Below are 24,216 nucleotides of genomic sequence, written 5' to 3' on the forward strand. Positions count from 1 at the left end.
TTTCCCTGGGGTCACTCGCCGGGTTTGAAGGTGACCGGCAGCCGGGCGGGTTTACTGCCGGTCGGTTCGACCTGCAGGGTCTTGAGAGCGAACTCCATGACCTTTTTGTAGATGGGGCCGCAGATCTGTCCGCCGAAGTAGCTGCCCTTGGTGGGGTTCTGGATGGCGCAGTAGACGGTGATCTGCGGGTCGTCGGCGGGCGCGAAACCGGCGAAGGAGGCGGTGTAGCCCTTGTAGACGCCGAGCTTCGGGTCGACCCGGTTGGCCGTACCCGTCTTGCCCGCGACGCGGTAGCCGGGGATGGCGGCCTTGGTGCCGGTCCCCTCCTCGTTGCCGACGACCGACTCCAGCATGGTGGCGAGCGTCCTGGCGGTCTGCTCGCTCACCACACGGGTCTTCTTGGGCGCGGGGGCGGCGGTGAAGCGGCCGTCGGGGCCCTGCGTGCCGCGGACCAGGGTGGGTTCGATCCGTACGCCGCCGTTGGCGATGGTCGAGTAGACCGAGGCGGCCTGCATCGCGTTGAGGGAGAGGCCCTGGCCGAAGGGGATCGTGTACTGCTGTGAGGTGGACCAGTCCTGCGGCTCGGCCAGGATGCCCTGGGTCTCGCCGGGATAGCCGAGACCGGTGGGCCGGCCGATGCCGAACTTGGTCAGATACGAGTGGAGGACCTTGTTGGCCTCGGGCTGCGTCTTGCCGAGCTGGCCGGTCGCCAGGATGGTGCCGATGTTGCTGGACTTGGCGAGAACGCCGTTGAGGGTCAGGTTCCAGGTGGGATGGTCGATGTCGTCCTTGAAGAGCCGGTCACCGCGGTGCAGCCGGTTCGGGACGACCACATGGGTGCCGGGGGTGGCGGCCTTCTCCTCCAGTACGGCGGCCATCGACATGACCTTGCTGGTGGAGCCGGGCTCGTACACGTCCTGGAGGGCCGCGTTGCCCATGGCGGCGGAGTTGGCCGCGGAGACGTCGTTGGGGTCGAAGCCGGGCGCGTTGGCCATGGCGAGCACCTCGCCCGTCCTGGTGTTCTGGACCACCACATAGCCGCGGTCCGCCCTGGACTCCGTCACCTGCTCGCTGATGGCCTGCTGGGCGGCCCACTGGATGTCACGGTCGATGGTCAGCTCGATGTCGGAGCCGGGCACGGCGGGGGTTTCGTGGGAGCTGGCGGTGGGGACGCGGCGGCCACCCGACTGGGCGTAGGTGACCTTTCCGTCCTCGCCCGCCAGCTGCTTGTCCAGCATGGATTCGACACCGCCCGCGCCGCGGCCCGCGGCGTTGACGTATCCCAGTATCCCGGCGGCGAGGTCGCCGTTGGGGTACACGCGCTTGCTGCTGGTCTCCTGGAGGACGCCCGACAGCACGCTGACGGTGCCGCCGGCGGCCTTCCCCCTGGCGGCCCTGCTCGCCTTGCTCGCCTTCTCGGCGAGCACGCGCTTGAGGTCCTTGATCTGGTTCCAGACCTGCGGGGTCTGGCGGCGTGACAGCACGGTGTAGCGGGGGGAGTCGGGGGTCCTGAGCTTCTTCACGATGACCTCGGTGTCCACCCCCAGGATCGGGGCGAGCAGCGCGGCGGCCTGTTCCGGGGCGTCCGGGACCTTGGTGAAGTCGGCGGTGAACATCGACGGGTCGGCGGTGATGTCGTACGCGTCGACGCTGGTGGCGAGGGCGATCCCGGAGCGGTCGGTGATCTTCCCGCGCTCGGCCGCGATGGTGTGGCTGAGGTAGCGGCTCTTCTCCGCCTTGGCCGCGTACGCGCTGGCGTCGACCGCCTGCACCTGGAGGAGCCTGACGACGAACACCAGCATGACGAGGGTCAGTCCGAGGCTGACCAGCCGCAGCCGGGGGCGGGGGCTGCCGAGCCTGATCTGCCGCGGGCCCCGGGGCCCTGGGCGGCGGGCGGCGGGCCGGGACGCGGGGCGGGACCGTCCGTCGTTCCCGGACCGCGCGGGCTTGGGCACCCGGCGGCGCGGGGGTTCCTGGGAGGGCACTGGGTCACCTGCCGGGGGTCGTCGGGGCCGGCGTGCCGGTTGCCGGTGCGGGGGCCTGCCCGGGGATCTCACGGGCGGCGGTGGCGGAAGGGGACGCAAGAGGGGAGGTGAAGGGGGAGGAGGAGACCGGGGCGGAAGGCGCGGGAGACGGCGACGAGACCGCCGAGGGCGGGATCTCCTCCATGGGGGAGGCCCCGTCGGCCGACTGGGCCGACGGCTGGGCGGAGGGCGACGCCCCCGCGCCGGGCACACCGCGGACCGTACCGTCCGGGTTGAGGAAGGCGGGGCTGCCGCCGGGCACCATGCCGAGCTGACGGGCCCGGCGCTCCAGGGCGTACGGCGCGGAGCGGTCGTCCACGTCCCGTTGCAGGGCCTGCTCCTCGTCGGTGAGGTCGGTCGTCCGTTTCTTGAGCTCGCTCAGCTGGAACGAGCCCTCGTTGAGGGAGGAGTTCAGCAGCAGCAGGGTGATCAGACCGCCGCCGAGGAGCAGCACGACCAGCAGGACGAAGGGGGTGCGCGCCGCCGAACTGGCTCCGGAGGGCATCAGCTGGGCGAGCCGCGCGGCCCGCCCCCTCAACTGCTTGGCCGGTCCGCTCACAGAGCGTCCTCCCGGATCCGCTGCGCCCCCCGCAGCCGCGCCGGGGCCGCGCGGCGGTTCTCCTCGATCTCTTCCTCGGTGGGCAGTTCGGCGCCGCGGGTGAGGAGTTTCAGCCGGGGCTGATAGCGCTCGGGGACGACCGGCAGACCGGGCGGCGCGGTGTTGGCGGCCCCGGCGGCGAAGACCTGCTTGACGAGACGGTCCTCCAGCGAGTGGTACGAGAGGACGGCGATCCGGCCGCCGACGGCGAGGGAGGCCACGGCGGCCGGGACGGCCCGCTCCAGGACGGACAGCTCGCCGTTGACCTCGATGCGCAGGGCCTGGAAGGTGCGCTTGGCGGGGTTGCCGCCGGTGCGCTTGGCGGCCTGCGGGAGGGCGTCGCGGATCAGCTCGACCAGCCGGGCGCTGTGCGAGAAGGGCTCCTTCTCGCGCTCCCTGACGACCGCGGAGACGATGCGCTTGGCCTGCTTCTCCTCGCCGTAGGCGCGCAGGATCCGGACCAGTTCGCCGGGCGGGTAGGTATTGAGGACCTCGGCGGCGCTGACGCCGGAGGACTGGTCCATGCGCATGTCGAGGGGGGAGTCCTGGGCGTAGGCGAAGCCGCGCTCCGCCTCGTCCAGTTGCATCGAGGAGACGCCGAGGTCGAAGAGCACGCCCTGGACGCGGGGGATCTCCAGCCGGGCGAGCACGTCGGGCAGTTCGTCGTAGACCGCGTGGACGAGGGTGGCGCGGTCGCCGAACGGGGCGAGCCGCTCGCCGGAGAGCCGCAGCGCCTCCTGGTCGCGGTCGAGCGCGACGAGCCGTGCCTCGGGGAAGGTGGAGAGCAGGGCCTCGCTGTGTCCGCCGAGACCGAGGGTGCAGTCGACGACGACCGCGCCGGGCTCGGCGAGGGCGGGGGCCAGCAGGTCGAGACACCGCTGGAGCATCACGGGAACGTGCCGGACCTGATTCATGCGCGCCCCTCACGGTCCGCGGGCGCGCGGCTGCCCGTGATTCGCTCGCTGCGCTCGCTCATGCGCCCTCTCAGATCCGGCGCGGCCGTACGTACCGCCGGGTCCCCGCCCGCTCAGAAGGGGAGGTGGTCCGCCGGCGCCGGAAGAGGCGTCGGCCGACCGCCGAGCGGGAGGAGGCCGAGCCGCACGTACGCCGCGACATGCGGGAATATTGTGGTGGGTTCGGAATGTGTTCGGGATGTGTCCGTGAACTTCGCGTCACTTTAGTCCACTCGCTCTTCCGGTCAATCAACCGGTCAGCGCGTCGCAAGGGTCACTCACCACAAGACCATAAACCGCACAATTCACTCACTCGGCCTCGCCGGACTCACCCGTGTGGGTTAGGTCACACCAAGGTACGTTGACGTTCTTTGTCCGCTCTCGCAGCAGGCTGAACGGCGCGGCGACGACTACCGTCATAGGTATGTCGACTTCCGCACACCTCCCCGCAGAGCCCGTCCAGGCTCCCACCGGCGCGGCCCGCACCGGCGGGACGGTCACCGACCGGCTCATCGACGCCAATCTCCTCTACGCCGCCGGGTTCGGCGATCCCGGCATGGACGCGCGCCCCGTACTGCGGGTCGCCGTGGTCGCCTGCATGGACGCCAGGCTCGACCTGCACGGCGCGCTCGGGCTCTCCCTGGGCGACTGCCACACCATCCGCAACGCGGGCGGCGTCGTCACGGACGACGTCATCCGCTCCCTCACCATCAGCCAGCGGGCGCTGGGCACACGCAGCGTTGTCCTGATCCATCACACCGGCTGCGGCCTGGAGAGCCTGACCGAGGAGTTCCGGCACGAGCTGGAAATGGAGGTCGGGCAGCGTCCGGCCTGGGCCGTGGAGGCGTTCCGCGATGTCGATCAGGACGTACGGCAGTCGATGCAGCGAGTAAGGACGTCGCCCTTCCTGCCGCACACCGACGACATCCGGGGTTTCGTCTTCGACGTGAAGACGGGGCTGCTGCGGGAGATCGACCCCGACGCCGGCGCCGGCGCGGGCGCCTGAGCACCGTCACCGGACAGGCCGTCACGAGATAAACAGCAAAGCCGACATATCACACCCACTTATCCACAGGCGGATGACACGAAGCGGTAACGGCAACAAGAATGCGTGTGTGACACCGCTCCGGAACCATCCGGAGACGGTGTCCGTGTTTCGGGGAGGGCCGGGCCGTCTGATGAGCGTCGGCCCGAGGAAAGGGCCGAGGAGGGCCGGGTGACGACCTATGACGATCGAGCGAGCCTCACAGATCTGACCACCACAGCGGAGCGGGTGCGCGCGTCGGTGGAGGGTGTGATCGAGGGCAAGCCGGAGGTCGTACGGCTTTCGCTGACCGTGCTGCTCGCCGAGGGACATCTTCTGATCGAGGATGTCCCCGGCGTGGGCAAGACGATGCTGGCCAAAGCGCTCGCGCGCTCCATCGACTGTTCGGTGCGGCGCATTCAGTTCACCCCCGACCTGCTGCCCTCGGACATCACCGGGGTGTCGATCTACGACCAGCAGCGGCGGGACTTCGAGTTCAAGCCGGGCGCGATCTTCGCTCAGCTCGTGATCGGCGACGAGATCAACCGCGCCTCGCCCAAGACCCAGTCGGCGCTGCTGGAGTCCATGGAGGAGCGCCAGGTCACGATCGACGGGCAGACCTATGAACTGCCCAGCCCCTTCATGGTGGTGGCCACGCAGAACCCGGTGGAGATGGAGGGGACGTACCCCCTGCCCGAGGCACAGCGCGACCGCTTCATGGCCAGGGTCTCGATCGGCTACCCGAGCGCGGAGGCCGAGTTGCAGATGCTGGACGTGCACGGCGGGATATCGCCGCTGGACGACCTCCAGCCGGTGGCCCACGCGCACGACATCGTGAAGCTGATCGACGCGGTGCGTACGGTCCATGTCGCCGAGTCCGTGCGGCGGTACGCGGTCGAGCTGGTCGCGGCGACCCGTAACCACCCCGACCTCAGACTCGGCGCCTCGCCCCGCGCGACGCTCCATCTGCTGCGCGCCGCGAAGGCCGCGGCGGCGCTGAGCGGACGGGACTACGCGCTGCCGGACGATGTGCAGTCCCTGGCGACGGCGGTGCTCGCGCACCGGCTGCTGCCCACGGCCCAGGCACAGCTGAACCGCCGTACCGCCGAGCAGGTCGTGCTGGAGATCCTGCGGCGCGTTCCGGTGCCGACGGCGGGCGGCGGCCAGGGCCCCGGGCGCCAGGCGCCGGGCGGCGGACCGCTCTACGGCCAGCAGCCCGGCGTACGGCGGCTGTGATGACGGCCGGGGGGCCGGTGGCCGAGGGCGGCGAGGAGAAGGACGGGATGCGGGCCGCGCTGTCCGGACTGACCACGCGCGGCCGGTCGTTCCTCGCGGCCGGGGTCGCGGCGGCCGTCTGCGCCTATGTCCTGGGCCAGTCCGATCTGCTGCGCGTGGGACTCCTGCTCGCCGTGCTGCCGCTGATCTGCGTGGCGGTCCTCTACCGCACCCGCTACCGGGTCGCGGGCAGCCGGCGGCTGTCGCCCTCCCGGGTCCCCGCGGGCTCCGAGGCGCGGGTGCAGCTGCGGATGGACAACGTCACGCGGATGCCCACCGGGCTGCTGATGCTCCAGGACCATGTGCCGTACGTGCTCGGGCCGCGCCCCCGGTTCGTGCTGGACCGGGTCGAGCCGGGCGGCCGGCGCGAGGTGTCCTACCGGGTGCGCTCGGACCTGCGCGGGCGGTATCCGCTCGGACCGCTCCAGCTGCGGCTGAGCGACCCCTTCGGGATGTGCGAGCTGACCCGCTCGTTCAGCGCGTACGACACCCTGACCGTCGTCCCGCGCACCGAACCGCTGCCACCGGTACGGCTCGGGGGCGAGGCGTCGGGGTACGGCGAGGGGCGGCAGCGCTCGCTGTCGCTGGCCGGCGAGGACGATGTGATCCCCCGCGGCTACCGGCACGGCGACGATCTGCGCCGGGTGCACTGGCGCTCCACGGCCCGCTACGGCGAGCTGATGGTGCGCCGCGAGGAGCAGCCGCAGCGGGCCAGATGCACGGTCCTGCTGGACACCCGGCGAAGCGCCTACCAGGGCGCGGGCCCCGACTCCGCCTTCGAATGGGCGGTGTCGGGCGCGGCCTCCGCCGTGGTGCATCTGCTGGAACGCGGCTTCGCGGTACGGCTGTTGACCGACACCGGCAGCTCGATGCCCGGCGAGAGCGCCGACGGCTTCACCGGGGCGACGCAGGACTCCGCCGACTCCGCCGGACTGATGATGGACGCGCTCGCGGTCGTGGAGCACTCCGACGGCATGGACCTCTCCCCCGCGTACGCGGTCCTGCGCGGCGGCACCGAAGGACTGCTGGTCGCGTTCCTCGGCGATCTGGACGAGGAGCAGACGGCGGTGGCGGCCCGGATGCGGCAGCGCAGCGGCGTGGCCGTCGCCTTCGTCCTGGACAGCACCGGCTGGACGCAGGGCGACGGACCCGCGGGGCCCGTCGAGGACCGGCTGCGGCAGCTGCGCGAGGCCGGCTGGACGGCGCTCGCCGTGCCTTCGGGGGCCGCGCTGCCCGAGCTGTGGCAGCGGGCCGCGCGGCAGCGATCGGAATCGGCCGTCACGGGCGGTACGACAGGCTTCTCCGGAGGATGGTCATGAGCGGTAGCGGAAGGCTGGCGCTGTGCGCTTTCGCCGCCACGCTGATGGCGGCGGGCGCACTGCTGCCGCTGGTCGAACCGGCCCTCTGGCTGCTGCACGCCGGGATCATGACGGCGGTCGTCGGCGGGGTCGGCGCGCTGACCCGCCGGGTGCCGCTGGCCAGGACCCTGACCGTGGCGCTCCAGGGCCTCGCCGCCCTGCTGATGCTCACGGTGGTCTTCGCCCGGGACCAGGCGCTGCTCGGCTTCGTACCGACCCCCGAGGTCTTCGCGCAGTTCGGCCGGCTGCTCACCGAGGGCGGCGAGGACGTCGGGCGGTACGCGATACCGGCGCCCGCGACCGACGGCATCAGGCTGATGCTGATCGGCGGCGTGCTGGTCATCGGGCTGGCGGTGGACGCGATCGCGGTGACCTTCCGCAGCGCGGCCCCGGCCGGGCTGCCGCTGCTCGCGCTCTACTCGGTCGCGGCGGGGCTCTCCGGCGGCGCCGGGGGCTGGCTGTGGTTCCTGCTCGCGGCCGCCGGATATCTGCTGCTGCTCCTGGCGGAGGGCCGGGACCGCCTGTCGCAGTGGGGCCGGGTGTTCGGCGGCGCGCCGCGTACGGGCCGGTTCCCGTCCGGCCCCGACGCCTCGGACGGGCGCGCCCCGGTCCGTACGGGACGCCGTATCGGTGTGGTGGCGCTGGGTGTCGCGCTGGTGGTCCCGGCCGCCCTGCCCGCGCTGGACGGCGGTCTGCTGGCCGGCACCGGCGGCGGAAGCGGCTCGGGGGTGGGCGGCGGGGGCACGATCTCCGCGGTCAACCCGCTGATCTCGCTCCAGGACAATCTGAACCAGCCGGAGGACCGCGAGGCGCTGCGGTACCGGACGAACGCGCCGGACACCCAGGACATGTATCTGCGGATCATGGCGCTGGACAGGTTCGACGGCACGTCCTGGCGGTTCTCGCAGCGCAAGGTCGAGGACGTGCCCGACCGGCTGCCCGGCTCCCCCGGGCTGGGCCCCGGGGTCAGCACGACCGAGATCAGGACCAATATCACCGCCGCCGGCTGGTACCGGCAGAACTATCTGCCGATGCCCTATCCGGCGACCCAGGTGGACATCGAGGGGCGCTGGCGCTTCGAGCCCGCGGGCCGGACGCTGGTGGGCGACCGCGGGCAGTCGACGCGCGGCGCGCGGTACGAGGTCAGCAGCCTGCTGGTGAACCCGACCCGGGAACAGCTCGCCTCGGCGCCCCCGGCGCCGTCGGCCCTGCGCCGTGAGTACACGGAGGTACCGGCGGTCCTGCCGGACATGGTGAAGTCGACCGCGCTCGATGTCACCCGGGGCGCGGCCAACGACTACGAGAAGGCCGTCAGGCTCCAGGACTGGTTCGCGCGGGACGGCGGCTTCACCTACAACACCGAGGTCGACTCGGGCACCGGCGTCACGGCGATCACACGGTTCCTCAGGAACAAGGAAGGCTTCTGCGTCCACTTCTCCTTCGCGATGGCGGCGATGTCCCGCACGCTGGGCATCCCGGCCCGGGTCGCGGTGGGCTTCACACCGGGCACCCCGCAGCCGGACGGCAGCATGTCCGTCGGGCTGCGTGACGCGCACGCCTGGCCCGAGCTGTATTTCGAGGGCGTCGGGTGGACCCGGTTCGAGCCGACGCCGAGCCGGGGCAGCGCGCCCGACTACACCCGCCAGGACGTGCCGTCCGACGGGCCGAGCGACGCGGCCAGTCCCGACACGAGCGACACGGCCGCCCCGTCCGTCGAGCCGTCCGCCTCGGACAGCTGCCCCGCGCCGTCGCGGCAGCTGGGCGAGTGCGGCACGGTCGCTCCCGGCGCCGCCCTGCCGCCTACGGACTCGGGTTTCCCGCTGGGGACCGTGATGTGGATCGTCCTGGGCGGGCTGGCGGTGGTGGCGCTGCCACTGCTGCCTCTGCTCTGGCGGACCAGGATCCGGGCCCGGCGGCTGGGCTCCGGGGGGCGCACCTCCGCGGACGCGACGGCGCGCACGCTGGCGGCCTGGCGCGAGATCACCGATACGGCCTGGGACCACGGCGTCCCGCCCGATGAATCACGGACGCCGCGGAAGGCGGCGGAGCGCATCGTGCGTCTGGGCCGGCTGGAGGGGGCGGCGGCCGACGCGGTGCACCGCGTGGCCGGATCCGTGGAGCAGGTGCTGTACGCGCCGGAGCCACGGCCGGGTACGGGCCTCGCCGACGACGCCCGGCGGGTCCGGGAGGGGCTGGGCGCCTCGGCCGGCCGCTGGACCCGGCTGCGCGCACTCCTCGCGCCCCGATCGTCCGTACGGGTGGTCTGGGCCGCCTCGGAGCAGTGGACGTCCCTCACGGCCCGCTGGGGCCCTCAGCGGCTCTCTCAGGCCACCAGGGCGGCCACTGTGCGCTGGCGCCCCTCGCGTCAGCGCGGCTGAGCGCGCCGGGGCCGGAAGCGCCGCTCAGGCGCCCCCGGCCCCGGGAAACAGCCCCGGGAAACAGCTTCGGCGAACGGCCTGGAGAAACACGTAGCGAAACCTGGAGAAACGGCCTCGCGGAAACGACCGAGGGGCGAACGCCTGACGCGTTCGCCCCTCGGTCGTACCGTTCGTCGTCCGGGTCACTGACCCTGTTCGTCGCGGCGGCGCTGCCACCGCTGCTCGATGCGGTTCATCATCGAGCGGCGCTGTCTCGATGGTGCGGCCGCGGGGCCGCCGGATGGGCCGCCCGCCGCCTGCTGCTGACCTGGTTTGGGCGCTTTGCGCCAGCCGGTGACCGCCAGGACCGCACAGCCCAGCATGACGAGGAACCCCACCACGCTGATCCAGATCTGCTGGGCGACCATTCCGGCCATGAGGAGCGCGATACCCACCAGGAAGCCTGCGACCGCCTGGTAGACCCGTCGCCGGGTGTACGTACGCAGCCCGCTTCCCTCAAGCGCTGTCGCGAACTTGGGATCTTCGGCGTACAGCGCTCGCTCCATTTGCTCGAGCATTCGCTGCTCGTGCTCCGAGAGCGGCACGGAGTCCTCCTAGTCGTCGGTCGCGGGGGGCGACCGGTATGCGGCTCCTTCAAGGATAGGCAGGGAATCGCCCCCGTGAAACCCGCCCTCAACGCCAATTCGCCATTCCGGGCCGCCATGTCGGCTCGGCCGCTGAGGCGTTGATTCCCCAACCATCGATCCGTCATGCCGGATGGTGTACCCCGATCATACGGCGCCCAACGCCCCACCGGGGGGCCTGTGGCGTACTCCATGTACGGCTGCGTGGCTGATCAGCCACGTGACCAGCGTCCCGGACGTGCTCCGGACGGCCCAGGACGGCTCCCCGACGGCTCCCGGACAGCCCCGGGATCGCTTCGCTCCGGCTCATCGGCGGCTCATCGGCGGGGGAAAACGCGTCAGTCCCGCTTCTCGCCCAGGACGTGCAGCTGGGTGGCGATGGAGTGGAAGGCGGGCAGCTCCGCCGCCGCGGCTTCCAGCTGGAGCAGCGCGTCCAGGGCGCCCGGCTGAGTGTCCACGAGACCGCCCGGGACCAGGTCCGCGAAGACCCGTACGCCGTGCACGGCGCTGACCCGGAGGCCGGCTCCGGAGGCAAGTTCCGTGAGCTGCTCGGCCGTGAAGCGCCGGGGCACCGGGTCGCCCGCGCCCCAGCGGCCCGCCGGGTCGGTGAGCGCCTGCCGGGCATCGGTGAAATGCCCGGCGAGCGCCCTGGCGAGCACGGCGCCGCCCAGCCCCGCCGCGAGCAGGCTGAGCGCCCCGGCCGGGCGCAGGGCCTCCACGGCGTTCCGTACGCCCTCGGCCGGATCGTCCACGTACTCCAGGACGCCGTGGCAGAGCACCGCGTCACAGCCGCCGCGCTCGACCACGTCGAAGAGACCGTGGATGTCCCCCTGCACCCCGCGCACGCGATCGGCGACCCCGGCCTCGGCCGCCCGGCGCTCCAGCGCGAAGAGCGCGTTCGGGCTGGGGTCCACCACGGTCACGCGATGCCCCAGACGGGCGACGGGCACCGCGAAGCTGCCCGTCCCCCCTCCGGTGTCGAGCACGTCCAGAACGTCGCTGCCCGCCGCCTTGGCGCGGCGGCCGAGGGCGTCTTTGAGGACCTCCCAGACCACGGCGGTACGCAGGGAGCCGCGAGGGCGGGAGGGCGTCTCCCCACCGGCAACAGGGGAACGGTCCGACACGGCAGTTGACTCCTCGGCGCGGTGCCGCCCCTGGTGGCGGGGCGTGAACGGTGCAGGCTCCGCCCACCCTATTGCCTTGGCCGCGCCTCCCGGTCACCCAGCGGCATCGCCCTGCCGGGGATGTTCGGCGCCCGGCCGGGGCAGGACCGGTTCGAGCACGAGCAGCCGCTCGACCAGGCGCAGGAACATGCCGGCGTCGCGCAGCAGATCGTCCGCGTCACGGCCGGAGGCCGCGCCGGGTATGCCCGCCTCGGCGCGCGCCCTGCGCGGGGCGCCCGAGGCGAAGAGCGCGCTCCATTCGGACAGCTCGGGCGCGATCTCGGTGAGGACCTCCCAGGCGCTCCTGATACGCCGCCGCCGCTGCGGGGTGGTCTCCGGGCGGCCACGGGCGGCGAGCACCGCGGCGGCAGTGCGCAGGGCGGCGAGATGGGCGGTGGCGTAGCGCTCGTTCGGAACGTCCAGCGCGGCGGCCTCGTCCAGGCCCGCGTGTGCCTGGGCGAGGAGAGCGAGGGCCGCGGGCGGGGCCGTGGCCCGGCGCAGGACGGGGTGGACATCGCCCGGCGGACCGGTCGGGGCAGGGGCAGGGCCGTCTGTACGGCGCCGACGTGCGGCACCGGCGTAGGAGCTGGCCATGACGGAACCTCCTGTCGTCGTGTGACGGTGCTGTAGCCGTATGTGTCCATGGTGCGGGGCACCACTGACAATCAGCCCTGACCTGCGACTTTGCCTCGCACGTGGGTTCGGAGTAGCTTTTGAACTGACCAGTCAGTACAAAAGGTGGGGGCGGCCCGTGGACAGCCGGGAACGCGCGGACAGCGACGAACGCGAGGGCGGCGGGGAACGCGCGGACAGCCGACGGGACGGTCCGCACGGCGCGGCCGTCGTCGCCGAGGACTTCGGGCTCAAGGGCGCGCGTGGCTGGGCGTTCCGCCATGTCCACGTCGACGCCGCGCCCGGCACGGTCATCGTGATCGAGGGCCCCTCGGGCTCGGGGCGCACCTGTCTGCTGCTCGCGCTCACCGGCCGCATGCGCCCCACCGAGGGCCGCGCCGAGATCGCCGGTCTGCCCCTGCCCCGCGCCATGGCGGGCGTACGCCGGATCAGCGGCCTCGGCCACGTCCCGGGCGTCAGCGATCTCGATCCGGCGCTGACCGTCGCCGAGCATCTGCGCGAACGCGCGCTGCTGCAAAGCCGGTTCGGCGGATCGCCGCGCGCCCTGCTGCGGCCACGCGCCCGGCGGACGGCCGAGGCCCGGGACCGTATCGACGCCGCGCTGACGGCCGCCGGGCTCCACACGTCCGCGCTGCCCAAGGGCGAGCGCACAGCGGTGCGCGATCTGGAGCGGCTGGAGGCGCTGCGCCTCTCGGTCGCCCTCGCGCTGATCGGCCGGCCCCGGCTGCTCGCGGTGGACGATCTGGACCTCAAGCTCTCCGACGCCGACCGCGCGGAGGCCTGGCGGCTGCTGGGGTCGGTCGCCAAGGCCGGCACGACCGTGCTCGCCGTGTGCGGCCAGGCCCCCGAGGGCGCGGACGCCGCCGTCCGGGACACCGTCATCCGTACGAACGAGGAGGGGGCGGCCGATGCGCTCGCCGAAACTGGCCGCGCTTGAGCTGAGGCGGTTCGGCAGGGGGAAGCTGCCGCGCGCCGCGCTCGTCGCGATCCTGCTGCTGCCGCTGCTGTACGGCGCGCTGTATCTGTGGTCGTTCTGGGATCCGTACGGACGGCTCGACCGGATCCCCGTCGCGCTCGTCAACGACGACAAGGGCGCCACCGCGGCGGGCCGCACGATCGCGGCCGGTGACGAGATCACCCGGGGCCTGCGCGAGAGCAAGGTCTTCGCCTGGCACGAGGTGAGCGCGGCCGAGGCGCGCGAGGGCGTGGAGGACGGTTCGTACTACCTCTCCCTGACCATGCCGGCCGATCTCAGCGAGCGGATCGCCTCCAGCTCCGGCGACGCCCCCGAGACAGGCGCGCTCCAGGTGCGGACGAACGACGCGAACAACTACATCGTCGGGCAGATCTCCAGGACCGTGTTCTCCGAAGTACGGACCGCCGCCTCGACCAACGCCTCCCGCTCCTTCCTCGACCGGATCTTCATCTCCTTCTCGGACATCCATGACGCCACCGCGAAGGCCGCCGAGGGCGCCGACGAGCTCAAGGGCGGTATCGGAAGGGCCCAGAAGGGTTCGAAGGACCTCGTCGACGGGCTGAAGACCGCCAAGGAGGGCAGCGGTGAACTGGCCGGCGGACTGAAGAGGCTCGGCACCGGCGCCAGTGATCTGGACACCGGTGCCCACCAGGTCGCCGCCGGCACCCAGTCGCTCGCCGACAAGATCAACTCAATGGCCGGGAACGTCCGTCCGTACCTCAAGGACAACGGGAAGACGATCGGCGACGCGGCGCGGCTCGTGGCGGACTCCTCCCGGTCGATACGGGACGACCTCGGGCTGCTCGTGAAGGCCGCGCCCGGCGCCGCGTCGAAGGCCCGCCTGGCCTCCGACGAGCTGAACTCCCTCTATGCGGAGCGCTGCGAGAACGTCCCCGCCGCCCCCGATCCCGCCGCCGGCGGCGACGCCGGCACCGCCTCCGCGGGTCCGGACACCGGCGCCTGCCCGTCCCTCAAGCGCGCCAGGACCGCCGCCGCGGACGTGGCCGCCGTCGCCGATGACGTCAACACCCTGGTGACGAACAGCCACGGCGATCTGAGGGCGCTGGACGGCCGGCTCGCCACGCTCCAGAAGCAGGCGAAGGCGCTCGCCGAGCACGCGCCGAAGCTGGACGAGGATCTGGAGACCGCCGTCACGAAGATCAACGCCCTCAACACCGGTGCTCAGAAGGTCGCCGAAGGGGCGGGCCGACTGCACACCGGACTGACCGACGCCAAGAAGGGCTCCGCCACCCTCAACACCGGTGTCGGCAAGCTCAGTACCGGCGCGGACACCCTCGACGGCGGGCTGTTCAAGCTGGCCGACGGGTCGGCCGAGCTGGCCGGAGGGCTCAGCGACGGCGTCGGAAAGATCCCCGACTACGACAAGACCGACCGGGACCGGCGGACGGAAGTGATGGCCGACCCCGTCCAGCTCGCCTCACGCTCGCTGCACGCCGCGCCCAACTACGGCACCGGCTTCGCCCCGTACTTCATCCCGCTCTCCCTCTGGGTCGGCGCGATGGTGGCGTACATGCTGATCCAGCCGCTGAACCGGCGCGCGCTCGCCGCCGGTGCCCCGGCCTGGCGGATCGCCCTCGCCGGCTGGCTGCCGGTCGCGGCGATCGGAGTGCTCCAGGTCGGCGCGCTGATCTCCGTACTGCACTGGGCCATCGGCCTGGAGATGGCGCGCGCCGCCGGAACGGTCGGCTTCCTGGCGCTGGTCACCTGCTGTTTCACCGCGATCGTCCAGTGGCTCAACGCCCGCTTCGGACCCGCGGGCCGGATCCTCGTACTGGCCCTGCTGATGCTCCAGCTGACCTCGGCGGGCGGCACCTACCCCGTCCAGACCAGTCCGGGCTTCTTCGGCGCCATCCACCCCTTCCTGCCGATGAGTTACGTGGTCGACGCGCTGCGCAGGCTCATCTCGGGCGGCGGACTCGGCCCCGTATGGCAGGCCTGTGCCGTGCTCGCCGCCTTCACCGCGGGCGCGCTGGCGCTGACCGCCCTGTCCGCGCGGCGCAGGCAGGTGTGGACGCTCGACCGGCTCCACCCCGAGCTGAGCCTGTGAACACGGAGGACCTGTGACAGCGGAGGACCGGTGGCAGCGAGGCACCTGTGGCAGCGAAGGACCTGTGACAATCGTCGCCATGGACAGCAGTAGCACCCGCCGTCAGGCCACCCGGCAGAAGCTCTACGAGGCCGCGGTGACCCTCATCGCCGAACAGGGCTTCTCGGCGACGACGGTGGACGAGATCGCCGAGCGCGCCGGAGTCGCCAAGGGCACGGTCTACTACAACTTCAAGAGCAAGACGGAGCTGTTCGAAGAGCTGCTGCGGCACGGCGTCGGGCTGCTCGCCTCGTCCCTGCGTACCGCGGCCGACACGACGGCGGAGCGCGGCGGCAGCAGGATCGAGGCGCTGGACGCGATGATCGGGGCCGGTCTGGTCTTCATCGACCGCTATCCCGCCTTCACGCAGTTGTACGTCGCCGAGCTGTGGCGGACCAACCGGGCCTGGCAGTCCACGCTGCTGGTGGTACGGCAGGAAGCCGTCGCGGTGGTCGAGCGCGTGCTCCGGGAGGCCGTCGAGGGCGGTGAGCTGAGCGACGAGATCGACGTTCCGCTGACGGCGGCGGCGCTGGTCGGGATGGTGCTCGTGGCGGCGCTCGACTGGCAGGCGTTCCAGCCGGAGCGGTCGATGGACGACGTGCACGCGGCGCTCTCGCGGCTGCTGCACGGCCGGGTCGGCGGACGCTGAAACCGGCCCGTACAGCGGGGACAGCGCGGACATACGTGCGCCGGTCCGGTGAGGCTCCATCCCTCTGAGCCTCACCGGACCGGCGCGTTCCCCCGTACCCCGTTATTCCCCGTACCCCCCTGCCCCCGTACCCCCGTTCCCCGTTCCCCGTTCCCCCGTGATGCCGGAGAGCCCGCTCCCCCGTGATCCCCCGTGATCCCCCGTGGTCGCTGGGCTCCCCGTCTGCACCCCCGTTACGTCAGGGGAGCCGCGCCGTTCCGCCACCCCGTGTCGGCGGTACCGGCGCCGCGCCCCTTCCGTGGTCCCCACTCTTCCGTCCGAGCAGGTCGGAGCCCATCCGCGTGCCTACTCATCTCCCCCACTAGGTACCGGTACTCAGTCCTGCGTACTCCCGCCTAAAATCGCTGCCATGGCACGGATTGCGGTGATCGGCGCCGGGATGGGCGCCATGGCGGCGGCCGCCCGGCTCGCGGTGGCGGGTCAGCGGGTGACGGTGTACGAACGCGCGGCGACGTACGGCGGATCGGTGGGCCGGTTCGAGCGGGACGGGTTCGTCTTCGACACCGGGCCCGGTCTGCTGCATCTGCCTGCCGTCTACCGCGATCTGTTCGTCAAGACCGGCAAGGAGCCCCTGGAGAGCCGCGTCCGGCTCGGCCAGGTGGATCCGGCGAGCCGGCACGTCTTCGCCGACGGCACCGACGTACGGCTGCCCAACGCGTCGCGCGGCGGGGTGGTCTCCGCCCTGGACGCGGCGCTGGGCGCGGGCGCCGGGGAGCGCTGGGGGGAGTTCCTCGGCCGGGCCCGGGACGCCTGGGACCGCTCGCGCCGTCCGTTGCTGGAGGAGCCGCTGTGGCCGGACTGGCGGGTGCTCGGCCGGGATCCGTATCCGGCCGTACGGCAGCGACGGCTGCTCCGCGGCGCCCGGCAGGCCACGACGGTCGCGGAGATCGGCGCCTGGGAGCTGGCCGACCCGCGGCTGGCGGCCCTGTTGGACGGTTACGCCCTGTCGTACGGGCTCGACCCGCGGCACGCCCCGGCGAGCGCCGCCCTGCTGCCGTATCTGGAGCAGACCTTCGGCAGCTGGTATGTCGGGGGCGGCATGCGGGAGTTGGCCCGCGCGGTGTACGAACGGTGCCTGGCCCGCCGGGTGGAGTTCGTCTTCGGCGCCGAGGTCACCCGGATCGTGGAGAAGGACGGCGCGGCGACGGGCATCGAGCTCGCGGACGGTACGGTCGCGGAGGCCGACCACGTGGTGGCGGGGATCGCGCCCGGCCCTCTCGTGGAAGGGCGGCTCGACGCGGACGGTGACGTACGGCCGGCGGCCGTCGCCGCCCTGCCGCCCGGCCGGTTCACGGTGCTGCTGGCGCTGCGCGGCGCCCGCGAACCCGGCGCCGCGCACCGGACGGTGGTGCACTCCCCCGACGGAAGCGCCGAGGCGGCCGAGGTCTTCGCGGGCCGGACCGCCGCGCGGCCCACGGTCACGGTGCTACGGCCCGACGACGCGGAGACGCGCCCCGACGACGGCCACGAGGCGGTCACGCTCACCGCGACAGTGGCCGCGCACGGCCAGGTCGACTGGTCCGACGCGGCGCTGCGCGAGCGGTTCGCCGAGGTGCTGGTGGCGGCTGCCGGGGCGGCCGTGCCGGAGATCGCGGAGCGGCTCATGTGGCGCGAGGTGCGTACCCCGGCCGATACGGCGGCGCTGACGGGGGCCGCGGGCGGTTCCGTACCGGCGCCCGCACTGGCCGGGGCCGGGGGCCGGCTGCTGCTTCCGGCGAACTCGACCCGGTTGTCCGGGCTGTACCGCGCGGGAGGCTGGGCGCATCCGGGCGGCGGGCTCGCCCACTCCGGGATGTCGGGGGCGCTGGTCGCCGGACTGATCGTCGAGGGGGCGGACTTCCGCGGCTCCCAGTGAGCCACGCCCACCGCCACCGCGCCCGCTCAGTCAACAGGCGCCCCGCCGAAGACTTCTGACGTTCCGCCACACCATCCCGCCATCGATCAGTAGCGGTACTGCTGCTCGTTGTAGTCGGGGTCCGGATAGCCCTGCCGTCGCGGCTCTTCGTGGGGCATCGGCGGAAACTGCTCCCCGTCGCGCTCGCGCTGCTGCGGGACCCAGACGCCGCCGGGCGGGGTGTCGCCCGCGTACTGCTGCTGGCCGCCGTACGGGTCGGCGTACTGCTGCTGGCCGCCGAAGCTGTCGTACGAGCCGTACTGCTGGCCGCCGTTGGCCGAGCCGGCGTACGGATCGCTGTACGCGGCGTACTGCTGCTGGCCGGCGTCGTAGCCGTACTGCTGCGCGTAGGCGTCCTGGCCCCGATACATGTCCTGGCCGGAGTGGTAGGCGTCCTGGGGTACGTAGCCCTCCTGGCCCGCCGGCTGCTGCTGCCCGTACCCCGGATACGCGTCGTATCCGCCGCCGTACTCATGCGCGCCGACGCCGGCCGTCGCGCCCGCGCCCCCATGAGGCTGCTGGGGCTGATGTGCCGCACGGGCCGCGTCGTCGTATATCCCGTACTGCCCGGTGTCATCGGGCAGCGGCTCCGGCTCGTACACCGCGGTGGCCGGCGCGGGCGGCTGCTCCGGCTCGTACGCGGCCGGTTCGTACGCCACCGGCTCGTACTCCAGGTCCGAGACCTCGAGCGCGGGCTCGCGCTCCTCCGCCTGCTGCTGCCCGGCCTTGCGGCGACGGCTCGCGCCCGGACTGCCGCCTATCGCCCAGCCCGTCGAGAAACCGCGGCGGAAGGACAGCGTCACATACGTCTGGCCGACCGCGAACGCGATCGCGCCCAGCGCGATGACGAATATGGAGGGGATCAGTACGCCGAGGACGACGCCCATGAACCCGGTGAAGGCGAGCAGTCGCCAGCGCAGCCGCGCCTTGTACTGGAGCAGCACCTCACCGAGCAGCCACAGGGCCACGATGCCGAATGCGATGTAGAGGACCGTCCAGCCCATGCCCGCCCCTCTCCTGGGCCCACCACCCCGGGACAGGGCGGGTACGACCGGTCACGACTGCTCGTGCAGTCCGAGATTCTCGTAGATTTCGAGCGTCGCCGTGGAGTTGTTGAGCGTGATGAAGTGCAAGCCGGGGACACCCTCGGAGAGCAGCTCGGCACAGAACTCCGTCGCGAACTCGATGCCAATGGAGCGTACAGCGGCGGGATCCTCCTTGACCGAGAGGATCCGCTCTTTCAGCTCGGCCGGGAAGACCGCGGTGGAGAGCTGCGGCAATCGCTCCAGCATCTTCACACTGGTGACCGGCATGATTTCCGGAATGATCGGCGTCGCGCAACCTGCCGCGGCGACCTGGTCGCGCAACCGCAGATAGCCCTCGGGGTCGAAGAACATCTGCGTGATCGCGTAATCGGCGCCCGCGCGGCACTTGTCCACGAAGTGCCTGATGTCGGTGTCCCAGTCGGTGGAGCGCGGATGCATCTCCGGGAAGGCCGCCACTCCGACGCAGAAGTCCCCTGACTCCTTGATCAGCCTGACCAGTTCGGCGGCGTAGCGCACACCGTCGGGGTGCTTGATCCACTCACCCATGGGGTCACCGGGCGGATCGCCGCGTACGGCGAGGATGTTGCGGATGCCGGCGTCGGCGTACTGCCCGACCATGTTGCGCAGTTCGGCGACGGACTGGCCGACGGCCGTGAGGTGCGCGACCGGTGTGAGTGTGGTGTCGGCGGCGATCCGCTCGGTGGCCCTGACCGTGCCCGCCCGGGTGGAACCGCCCGCGCCATAGGTCACCGAGACGAAGCTCGGGGCGACCGCTTCGATCCGGCGCAGCGCGTTCCAGAGGTTCCGCTCGCCCTTCTCCGTCTTAGGCGCCCAGAACTCGAACGAGAACGAAGTTTTGCCGGTCGCGAGCAGATCACGCACGGTCAGCGCGTGATCCGATCTGGTCGAAGCTGTGCCTAGGGCCATATGTGCAGGCTATCGAGGGTGCGGCGGTCTCCCAACTGGACGAGGGGCTTTTGCCCGGATTGCCGGTTAAGTGGCCGCGCTCCCGTACGGGGCACTCCGGTACGCCGCACGGCCGTCATCTGTACGCCGCACAGCCGTCATACGGCCCGGTCGCGCACACGCTTCGCCAGGGCCGCGGTCGCCGCCGCCGGGTCGTCGGCCTCGGTGATCGCCCGCACGACCACGACCCTGCGCGCCCCGGCGTCCAGCACCTCGTCGAGATTGCCCGCGTCGATCCCGCCGATCGCGAACCACGGCCGCTCCGTGGCACGGGACGCGGCGTACCGCACCAGACCGAGCCCCGGCGCGTGCCGGCCCGGCTTGGTGGGGGTGGGCCAGCAGGGGCCCGTACAGAAGTAGTCCACACCGGGCTCGGCGACCGCCACGTCCACCTCGGCCTCGGCGTGGGTGGAACGGCCGATCAGCGGCCCGTCCCCGAGGATCGCGCGCGCGGCGGGGACGGGCAGATCGCCCTGTCCCAGATGCAGCACGTCGGAGCCGATGGCATGGGCCACATCGGCGCGGTCGTTCACGGCGAGCAGCCGGCCGTGCCGACGGCAGGCGTCGGCGAAGACCCGCAGATGGTCCAGCTCCTCGGCCGCCTCCATGCCCTTGTCGCGCAGCTGCACGATGTCCACACCCGACGCGAGCACGGCGTCGAGGAACTCGGGGAGATCCCCCTGCCGCTTACGGGCGTCCGTGCACAGATAGAGCCGGGCGTCGGACAGCGACGCGGAAGCCGCGGACTCGGAAGCCGTGGACATGGAAGGTCCCCCCGTGGTGTTGGGTCGGCGGCGCACGGCGGCCTGCGCACGACCGGAGGGTCGTACGGGGCCGCCGCACACCGCGGATGGTGATGTCAGACGGCGAGCGCCTGGGCCCGGCGCTTCACCTCCGTGCCGCGATTCTCACTGAGCGCCTGCGCGGGCGTGCCCGGCAGGCTGGGGTCGGGGGTGAAGAGCCACTCAAGCATCTCTTCGACGGTGAAGCTGTCGTCCCTCAGGAGCGTCAGGGTGCCGGCGAGGCCCTTGACCACCTTGCTGCCGTCGATGAAGGCGGCGGGCACCTGGAGCGTCCTGTCCTCGCCGCGGCGCACCGCGATCAGCTGGCCTTCCTTCACCAGCTGCCGCACACGCGTCACCTCGACATCGAGCATTTCCGCGATGTCGGGCAGGTGAAGCCACGCGGGGACGAGAGCATCGATCTTTGCGTCAATCTCGGTCACAAGGACAAGCGTGCCATCCCGGACTGACAGACGGTAGCCGAGGAGCCCCAATCGGGAGCCCGCCCCGGCGTCCCCGCGGTCCCGGCCCGGATCAGAGCACGGCCTTGCGCAGCGGTACGGACGGGTCCGCGGTCCGCTCCGGGTCCAGCCGCGCGCCCGCCTCGATCAGCTTGCGCCCCTGCGCCAGATCCCGGGGCCTGCCGACGGCCAGCAGCGCGGTCGGCGCCCCGTCCCGCAGCCACACCACCGACCAGGCGCTCTCGGCCGGATCCCCGCGCCACACCAGGGTGTCGCCGTCCGCGTGATGGCCCGCGTACTGCACGAAGCGGCCGAACTGCTCGGACCAGAAGTACGGCACGGGATCGTAGACCTCGTCGGTCTCGCCGGTCACCTGCGCGGCGACCGTGCGCGGCCCCTGGAGCGCGTTGTCCCAGTGATGTACGAGCAGTCGCTCTCCGTAACGGGCCGAGGGGAACGAGGCGCAGTCACCGACCGCGTACACCCCCGGCAGCGAGGTCCGCAGCCGCTCGTCCGCCACGATGGCGCCGTCCGGGCCCAGCTCGATCCCCGATCCGGCCAGCCAGCCCGTCGCGGGCCGCGCGCCGATACCCACGACCACCGCGTCGGCGGCCAGCCGGCGGCCGTCCGCGAGGATCACCGCGCCCGGTTCGACCCCGGCCACCCGGGCGTCCGTCAGCAGGTCGGCCCCGCACTCCGCGTACCAGCCGGTCATGGGCGCGGCGACCTCGGCGGGCAGCGCGCCCGCGAGCGGCCGGCCGGCCGCCTCGACGACCGTGACGGCGCAGCCCGCCTCCCGGGCGGCCGTGGTGAACTCCGCGCCGATCCACCCGGCGCCGACGACCACGACCCGCTGCCGGCGGCCGAGCACGGGACGCAGCCGCTCCGCGTCGTCCAGCGTGCGCAGCAGATGGATCCCGGGCAGCGACTCGGTGCCCGGCAGCGTGATCGGCTCCGCGCCGGTCGCGATGACCAGCACGTCGTACGGGACGGGTCCGCGCGCGGTGTCCACTTCCCGTGCGCCGGGGCGCAGTCCGGTCACGTCCAGGCCGAGCCGGAGCCGGACGCACAACGCCGCGAAGTCGATGTCGAAGGCCGAACTCTCCGCCGTACCCAGCAGGACCGCCTTGGAGAGCGGGGGCCGGTCGTACGGCGGATGCGGCTCGGCGCCGAGCACGGTGACGGGGCCGCCGAAGCCCCTCTCCCGCAGGGCCACCGCGGTCTGCACCCCCGCCATGCCCGCGCCGACGACGACCACCCGCGGCTGCCCGGCCGGTTCGGGCTCCCGCTGTCCCTGCTCTTGCTCGCTCACCCGATCACCTTAGAGGCCGGACAGCTGACGGAACGTCGGCCGGGACCTGTTCCACCACGCTCGTGCCGCTGCCCTCCTGGGACTCCCACTCCCAGGTCTCCTCCAGCCGCACCCGGCCGTCGGGCAGGTCGGTCACGGTGGAGACGCAGTGCCCGGACGAGGTCGCGCCGTCCCGTTTCAGCTGTACGTACCGGAAGTCCAGCCGGTCGCCCTCGCGCGTCCCGACGAGATATCCGCGGACCACGTCACCGCCCTCGTACTCGGCGCGGATCAGACCGTCCTCCTCGTGGTAGACGAAGCGGGTGCTGGTGCCCACCTGCCCCGGTGCCTGGTCGGCGACCGGCGAAAGGACGAGTCCGTCCAGTGAACGGGCCACGGTGATCGCTCCCTTACAGCGCGGGGGACAGAGCGTTAGTCTGGCTTTCGACACTACCTCGCGGGAGTCCGGACGCACCGGGCTGAGAGGGAGGCTGAGGCGGCCTCCGACCGTACGAACCTGATCCGGGTCATGCCGGCGAAGGGAGGGGCTGGATGCCCATGCAGTCACCCCATGAAGGAACCGGTACGGGCTTCGACGTCCTCGTCATCGGGGGCGGGATCATCGGCCTGGTCACCGCCTGGCGGGCCGCGCAGCGCGGGCTGCGTACCGCCGTCGCCGACCCCGATCCGGGCGGCGGCGCGGCGCGGGTCGCGGCGGGGATGCTCGCCGCCGTCACCGAACTCCACTACGGCGAGGAGACGTTGCTCGCCCTCAACCTCGCCTCCGCCGCCCGCTACCCCGGCTTCGTCGCCGAACTGGAGGCGGCGAGCGGGCAGGACACCGGCTATCGCACCTGCGGCACCCTCGCCGTCGCCCTCGACACCGACGACCGCGCCCAGTTGCGCGAACTGCACGCCTTCCAGCAGCGCTCGGGGCTGACGTCCCAGTGGCTCACGGGCCGTGAGTGCCGGCGCCTGGAGCCCATGCTCGCGCCAGGCGTGCGCGGCGGTCTGCGCGTCGACGACGACCACCAGATCGATCCGCGCCGGCTGGCGGCGGCCCTGCTGACCGCGTGCGAACGGGCCGGAGTGGTCTTCCACCGCGCCCACGCCGACCGGCTCTCCGTCGTACGCGACCGGGCCACGGGCGCCGTCCTGGCCGACGGCCGCGCGCTCACCGCGGACCAGGTGGTACTGGCGGGCGGCAGCCTCAGCGGCCGGCTCGGCGGCCTGCCGGCCGATGTCCTGCCGCCCGTACGGCCCGTCAAGGGCCAGGTCCTGCGGCTGACCGTGCCCCGTACGTACGCGCCGTTCCTCTCCAGGACGGTACGGGCCGTCGTGCGCGGCAGCCATGTCTATCTGGTGCCGCGCGAGAACGGCGACCTGATCGTCGGCGCCACCAGCGAGGAACTCGGCTGGGACACCACGGTCACGGCGGGCGGGGTGTACGAACTGCTGCGGGACGCGCACGAACTCGTCCCCGGCATCACGGAACTCCCGCTCACCGAAACCCTCGCCGGGCTGCGCCCCGGCTCACCGGACAACGCGCCGCTGCTCGGGCCCACCGCGCTGCCGGGACTGTCCCTGGCCACCGGCCACTACCGCAACGGGGTGCTGCTCACGCCCGTCACCGGCGACGTGATGGCCGCGGTGCTGACGACCGGTGAACTGCCCCCGGAGGCCCGCGCCTTCTCCCCGTCGCGTTTCCCTTCGCGCCCCGCGGCCGTCGCGCCCATCCGTCAGGAGCAGACCGCATGAACATCTCCGTGAACGGCGAGCCCCGCGAGCTCGCCCCCGCCACCACCCTCGACGCCGTCGTCGCCACGCTCACCGCCGCGCCCTCGGGGGTCGCCGCGGCCGTCAACGAGACGGTGGTCCCGCGCACCCGCTGGTCCGGCACACCGCTCAGCGACGGCGACCGCGTCGAAATCCTCACCGCGGTCCAGGGGGGCTGA

General features: G+C 72.5%; 22 protein-coding genes and 1 riboswitch. Of the genes, 10 read left to right on the forward strand and 12 right to left on the reverse strand.

Translation table 11 applies throughout. The features are described 5' to 3' along the window. Positions 1-11 precede the first annotated feature (11 nt). From ACFRKB_RS03105 to rsmH, 3 genes are read right to left on the reverse strand one after another with little or no spacing between them, the layout of a single operon-like run. A complete protein-coding gene (locus ACFRKB_RS03105) occupies positions 12-1,985 on the reverse strand; it encodes a peptidoglycan D,D-transpeptidase FtsI family protein (protein ID WP_383102815.1) in 1,974 nt (657 codons plus the stop codon). Between the two features lie 4 nt (positions 1,986-1,989). Beyond that, positions 1,990-2,583: a cell division protein FtsL gene (ftsL, locus tag ACFRKB_RS03110; RefSeq protein ID WP_383102816.1), complete on the reverse strand. Its 594-nt coding sequence runs from the start codon at positions 2,581-2,583 to the stop codon at positions 1,990-1,992. Further along, positions 2,580-3,536: a 16S rRNA (cytosine(1402)-N(4))-methyltransferase RsmH gene (rsmH, locus tag ACFRKB_RS03115; RefSeq protein WP_383102818.1), complete on the reverse strand. Its 957-nt coding sequence runs from the start codon at positions 3,534-3,536 to the stop codon at positions 2,580-2,582. The genes ftsL and rsmH overlap by 4 nt, the downstream gene beginning before the upstream one ends. Positions 3,537-3,936: 400 nt before the next feature. On the opposite strand from rsmH, the gene ACFRKB_RS03120 reads away from it, so the two are divergent. From ACFRKB_RS03120 to ACFRKB_RS03135, 4 genes are all read left to right on the forward strand, one after another. Further along, positions 3,937-4,581, forward strand: a complete 645-nt coding sequence (locus tag ACFRKB_RS03120) for a beta-class carbonic anhydrase (RefSeq protein WP_383102820.1) — start codon at positions 3,937-3,939, stop codon at positions 4,579-4,581. A 210-nt stretch (positions 4,582-4,791) separates the two neighbouring features. Continuing rightward, positions 4,792-5,835, forward strand: a complete 1,044-nt coding sequence (locus ACFRKB_RS03125; RefSeq protein ID WP_383102822.1) for an AAA family ATPase — start codon at positions 4,792-4,794, stop codon at positions 5,833-5,835. Next, positions 5,835-7,193 (forward strand): DUF58 domain-containing protein, encoded by a 1,359-nt coding sequence (locus tag ACFRKB_RS03130; RefSeq protein WP_383102824.1) that lies wholly within the window; start codon positions 5,835-5,837, stop codon positions 7,191-7,193. The genes ACFRKB_RS03125 and ACFRKB_RS03130 overlap by 1 nt, the downstream gene beginning before the upstream one ends. Beyond that, complete coding sequence (locus ACFRKB_RS03135) at positions 7,190-9,610, forward strand: transglutaminase TgpA family protein (RefSeq protein WP_383102826.1); 2,421 nt, start codon at positions 7,190-7,192, stop codon at positions 9,608-9,610. Before ACFRKB_RS03130 ends, ACFRKB_RS03135 begins: the two co-directional genes overlap by 4 nt. A gap of 182 nt (positions 9,611-9,792) precedes the next feature. Here the strand turns inward: ACFRKB_RS03135 and ACFRKB_RS03140 are convergent, their stop codons facing one another. The 3 genes from ACFRKB_RS03140 to ACFRKB_RS03150 form a co-directional block, all read right to left on the reverse strand. After that, positions 9,793-10,194, reverse strand: a complete 402-nt coding sequence (locus ACFRKB_RS03140) for a DUF3040 domain-containing protein (protein ID WP_030353498.1) — start codon at positions 10,192-10,194, stop codon at positions 9,793-9,795. Positions 10,195-10,571: 377 nt separating this feature from the next. Beyond that, a complete protein-coding gene (locus tag ACFRKB_RS03145; RefSeq protein ID WP_383102828.1) occupies positions 10,572-11,357 on the reverse strand; it encodes a methyltransferase in 786 nt (261 codons plus the stop codon). A gap of 93 nt (positions 11,358-11,450) precedes the next feature. Further along, the gene (locus ACFRKB_RS03150) at positions 11,451-11,990 is read right to left on the reverse strand and encodes an SAV_6107 family HEPN domain-containing protein (protein WP_383102830.1); all 540 of its coding nucleotides are present in this window, start codon (positions 11,988-11,990) and stop codon (positions 11,451-11,453) included. Positions 11,991-12,147: 157 nt separating this feature from the next. Here ACFRKB_RS03150 and ACFRKB_RS03155 point away from each other — a divergent pair, with 157 nt between their 5' ends. From ACFRKB_RS03155 to ACFRKB_RS03170, 4 genes are all read left to right on the forward strand, one after another. Further along, positions 12,148-12,966 carry an ATP-binding cassette domain-containing protein gene (locus ACFRKB_RS03155; protein ID WP_383102832.1) on the forward strand — a complete coding sequence of 273 codons (819 nt, stop codon included), beginning with the start codon at positions 12,148-12,150 and terminating at the stop codon, positions 12,964-12,966. Next, complete coding sequence (locus tag ACFRKB_RS03160; protein ID WP_383102834.1) at positions 12,938-15,073, forward strand: YhgE/Pip family protein; 2,136 nt, start codon at positions 12,938-12,940, stop codon at positions 15,071-15,073. The genes ACFRKB_RS03155 and ACFRKB_RS03160 overlap by 29 nt, the downstream gene beginning before the upstream one ends. Before the next feature lie 79 nt (positions 15,074-15,152). Continuing rightward, positions 15,153-15,761: a TetR/AcrR family transcriptional regulator gene (locus ACFRKB_RS03165; RefSeq protein WP_383102836.1), complete on the forward strand. Its 609-nt coding sequence runs from the start codon at positions 15,153-15,155 to the stop codon at positions 15,759-15,761. A gap of 409 nt (positions 15,762-16,170) precedes the next feature. Then, positions 16,171-17,676 carry a phytoene desaturase family protein gene (locus ACFRKB_RS03170; protein ID WP_383102838.1) on the forward strand — a complete coding sequence of 502 codons (1,506 nt, stop codon included), beginning with the start codon at positions 16,171-16,173 and terminating at the stop codon, positions 17,674-17,676. An 86-nt stretch (positions 17,677-17,762) separates the two neighbouring features. Here the strand turns inward: ACFRKB_RS03170 and ACFRKB_RS03175 are convergent, their stop codons facing one another. The 6 genes from ACFRKB_RS03175 to ACFRKB_RS03200 all read right to left on the reverse strand — a co-directional run bounded on the left by ACFRKB_RS03175 (position 17,763) and on the right by ACFRKB_RS03200 (position 22,658). Further along, positions 17,763-18,719: a hypothetical protein gene (locus ACFRKB_RS03175; protein WP_383102839.1), complete on the reverse strand. Its 957-nt coding sequence runs from the start codon at positions 18,717-18,719 to the stop codon at positions 17,763-17,765. A gap of 51 nt (positions 18,720-18,770) precedes the next feature. Further along, on the reverse strand, positions 18,771-19,688 hold the full coding sequence (gene metF / locus ACFRKB_RS03180; RefSeq protein ID WP_383102841.1) for a methylenetetrahydrofolate reductase [NAD(P)H]: 918 nt from the start codon (positions 19,686-19,688) through the stop codon (positions 18,771-18,773). A gap of 137 nt (positions 19,689-19,825) precedes the next feature. After that, positions 19,826-20,491: a thiamine phosphate synthase gene (gene thiE, locus ACFRKB_RS03185; protein ID WP_383102843.1), complete on the reverse strand. Its 666-nt coding sequence runs from the start codon at positions 20,489-20,491 to the stop codon at positions 19,826-19,828. 95 nt (positions 20,492-20,586) lie between these two features. Next, positions 20,587-20,952 carry an Rv2175c family DNA-binding protein gene (locus ACFRKB_RS03190; RefSeq protein WP_383102845.1) on the reverse strand — a complete coding sequence of 122 codons (366 nt, stop codon included), beginning with the start codon at positions 20,950-20,952 and terminating at the stop codon, positions 20,587-20,589. 91 nt (positions 20,953-21,043) lie between these two features. Beyond that, positions 21,044-22,207, reverse strand: a complete 1,164-nt coding sequence (locus ACFRKB_RS03195; protein WP_383103269.1) for an NAD(P)/FAD-dependent oxidoreductase — start codon at positions 22,205-22,207, stop codon at positions 21,044-21,046. A gap of 79 nt (positions 22,208-22,286) precedes the next feature. Continuing rightward, positions 22,287-22,658 (reverse strand): hypothetical protein, encoded by a 372-nt coding sequence (locus ACFRKB_RS03200; protein ID WP_383102846.1) that lies wholly within the window; start codon positions 22,656-22,658, stop codon positions 22,287-22,289. A gap of 50 nt (positions 22,659-22,708) precedes the next feature. Beyond that, positions 22,709-22,822: riboswitch (TPP riboswitch) on the forward strand. Here ACFRKB_RS03200 and thiO point away from each other — a divergent pair. After that, entirely contained in the window at positions 22,814-24,019 is a 1,206-nt protein-coding gene (thiO, locus tag ACFRKB_RS03205; protein WP_383102848.1) for a glycine oxidase ThiO, read from the forward strand. It overlaps the preceding riboswitch by 9 nt. Beyond that, on the forward strand, positions 24,016-24,216 hold the full coding sequence (gene thiS, locus ACFRKB_RS03210) for a sulfur carrier protein ThiS (RefSeq protein ID WP_383102850.1): 201 nt from the start codon (positions 24,016-24,018) through the stop codon (positions 24,214-24,216). Before thiO ends, thiS begins: the two co-directional genes overlap by 4 nt.

The organism is Streptomyces scopuliridis, assembly GCF_042790125.1.
Classification (GTDB): Bacteria; Actinomycetota; Actinomycetes; order Streptomycetales; family Streptomycetaceae; genus Streptomyces; species Streptomyces scopuliridis_A.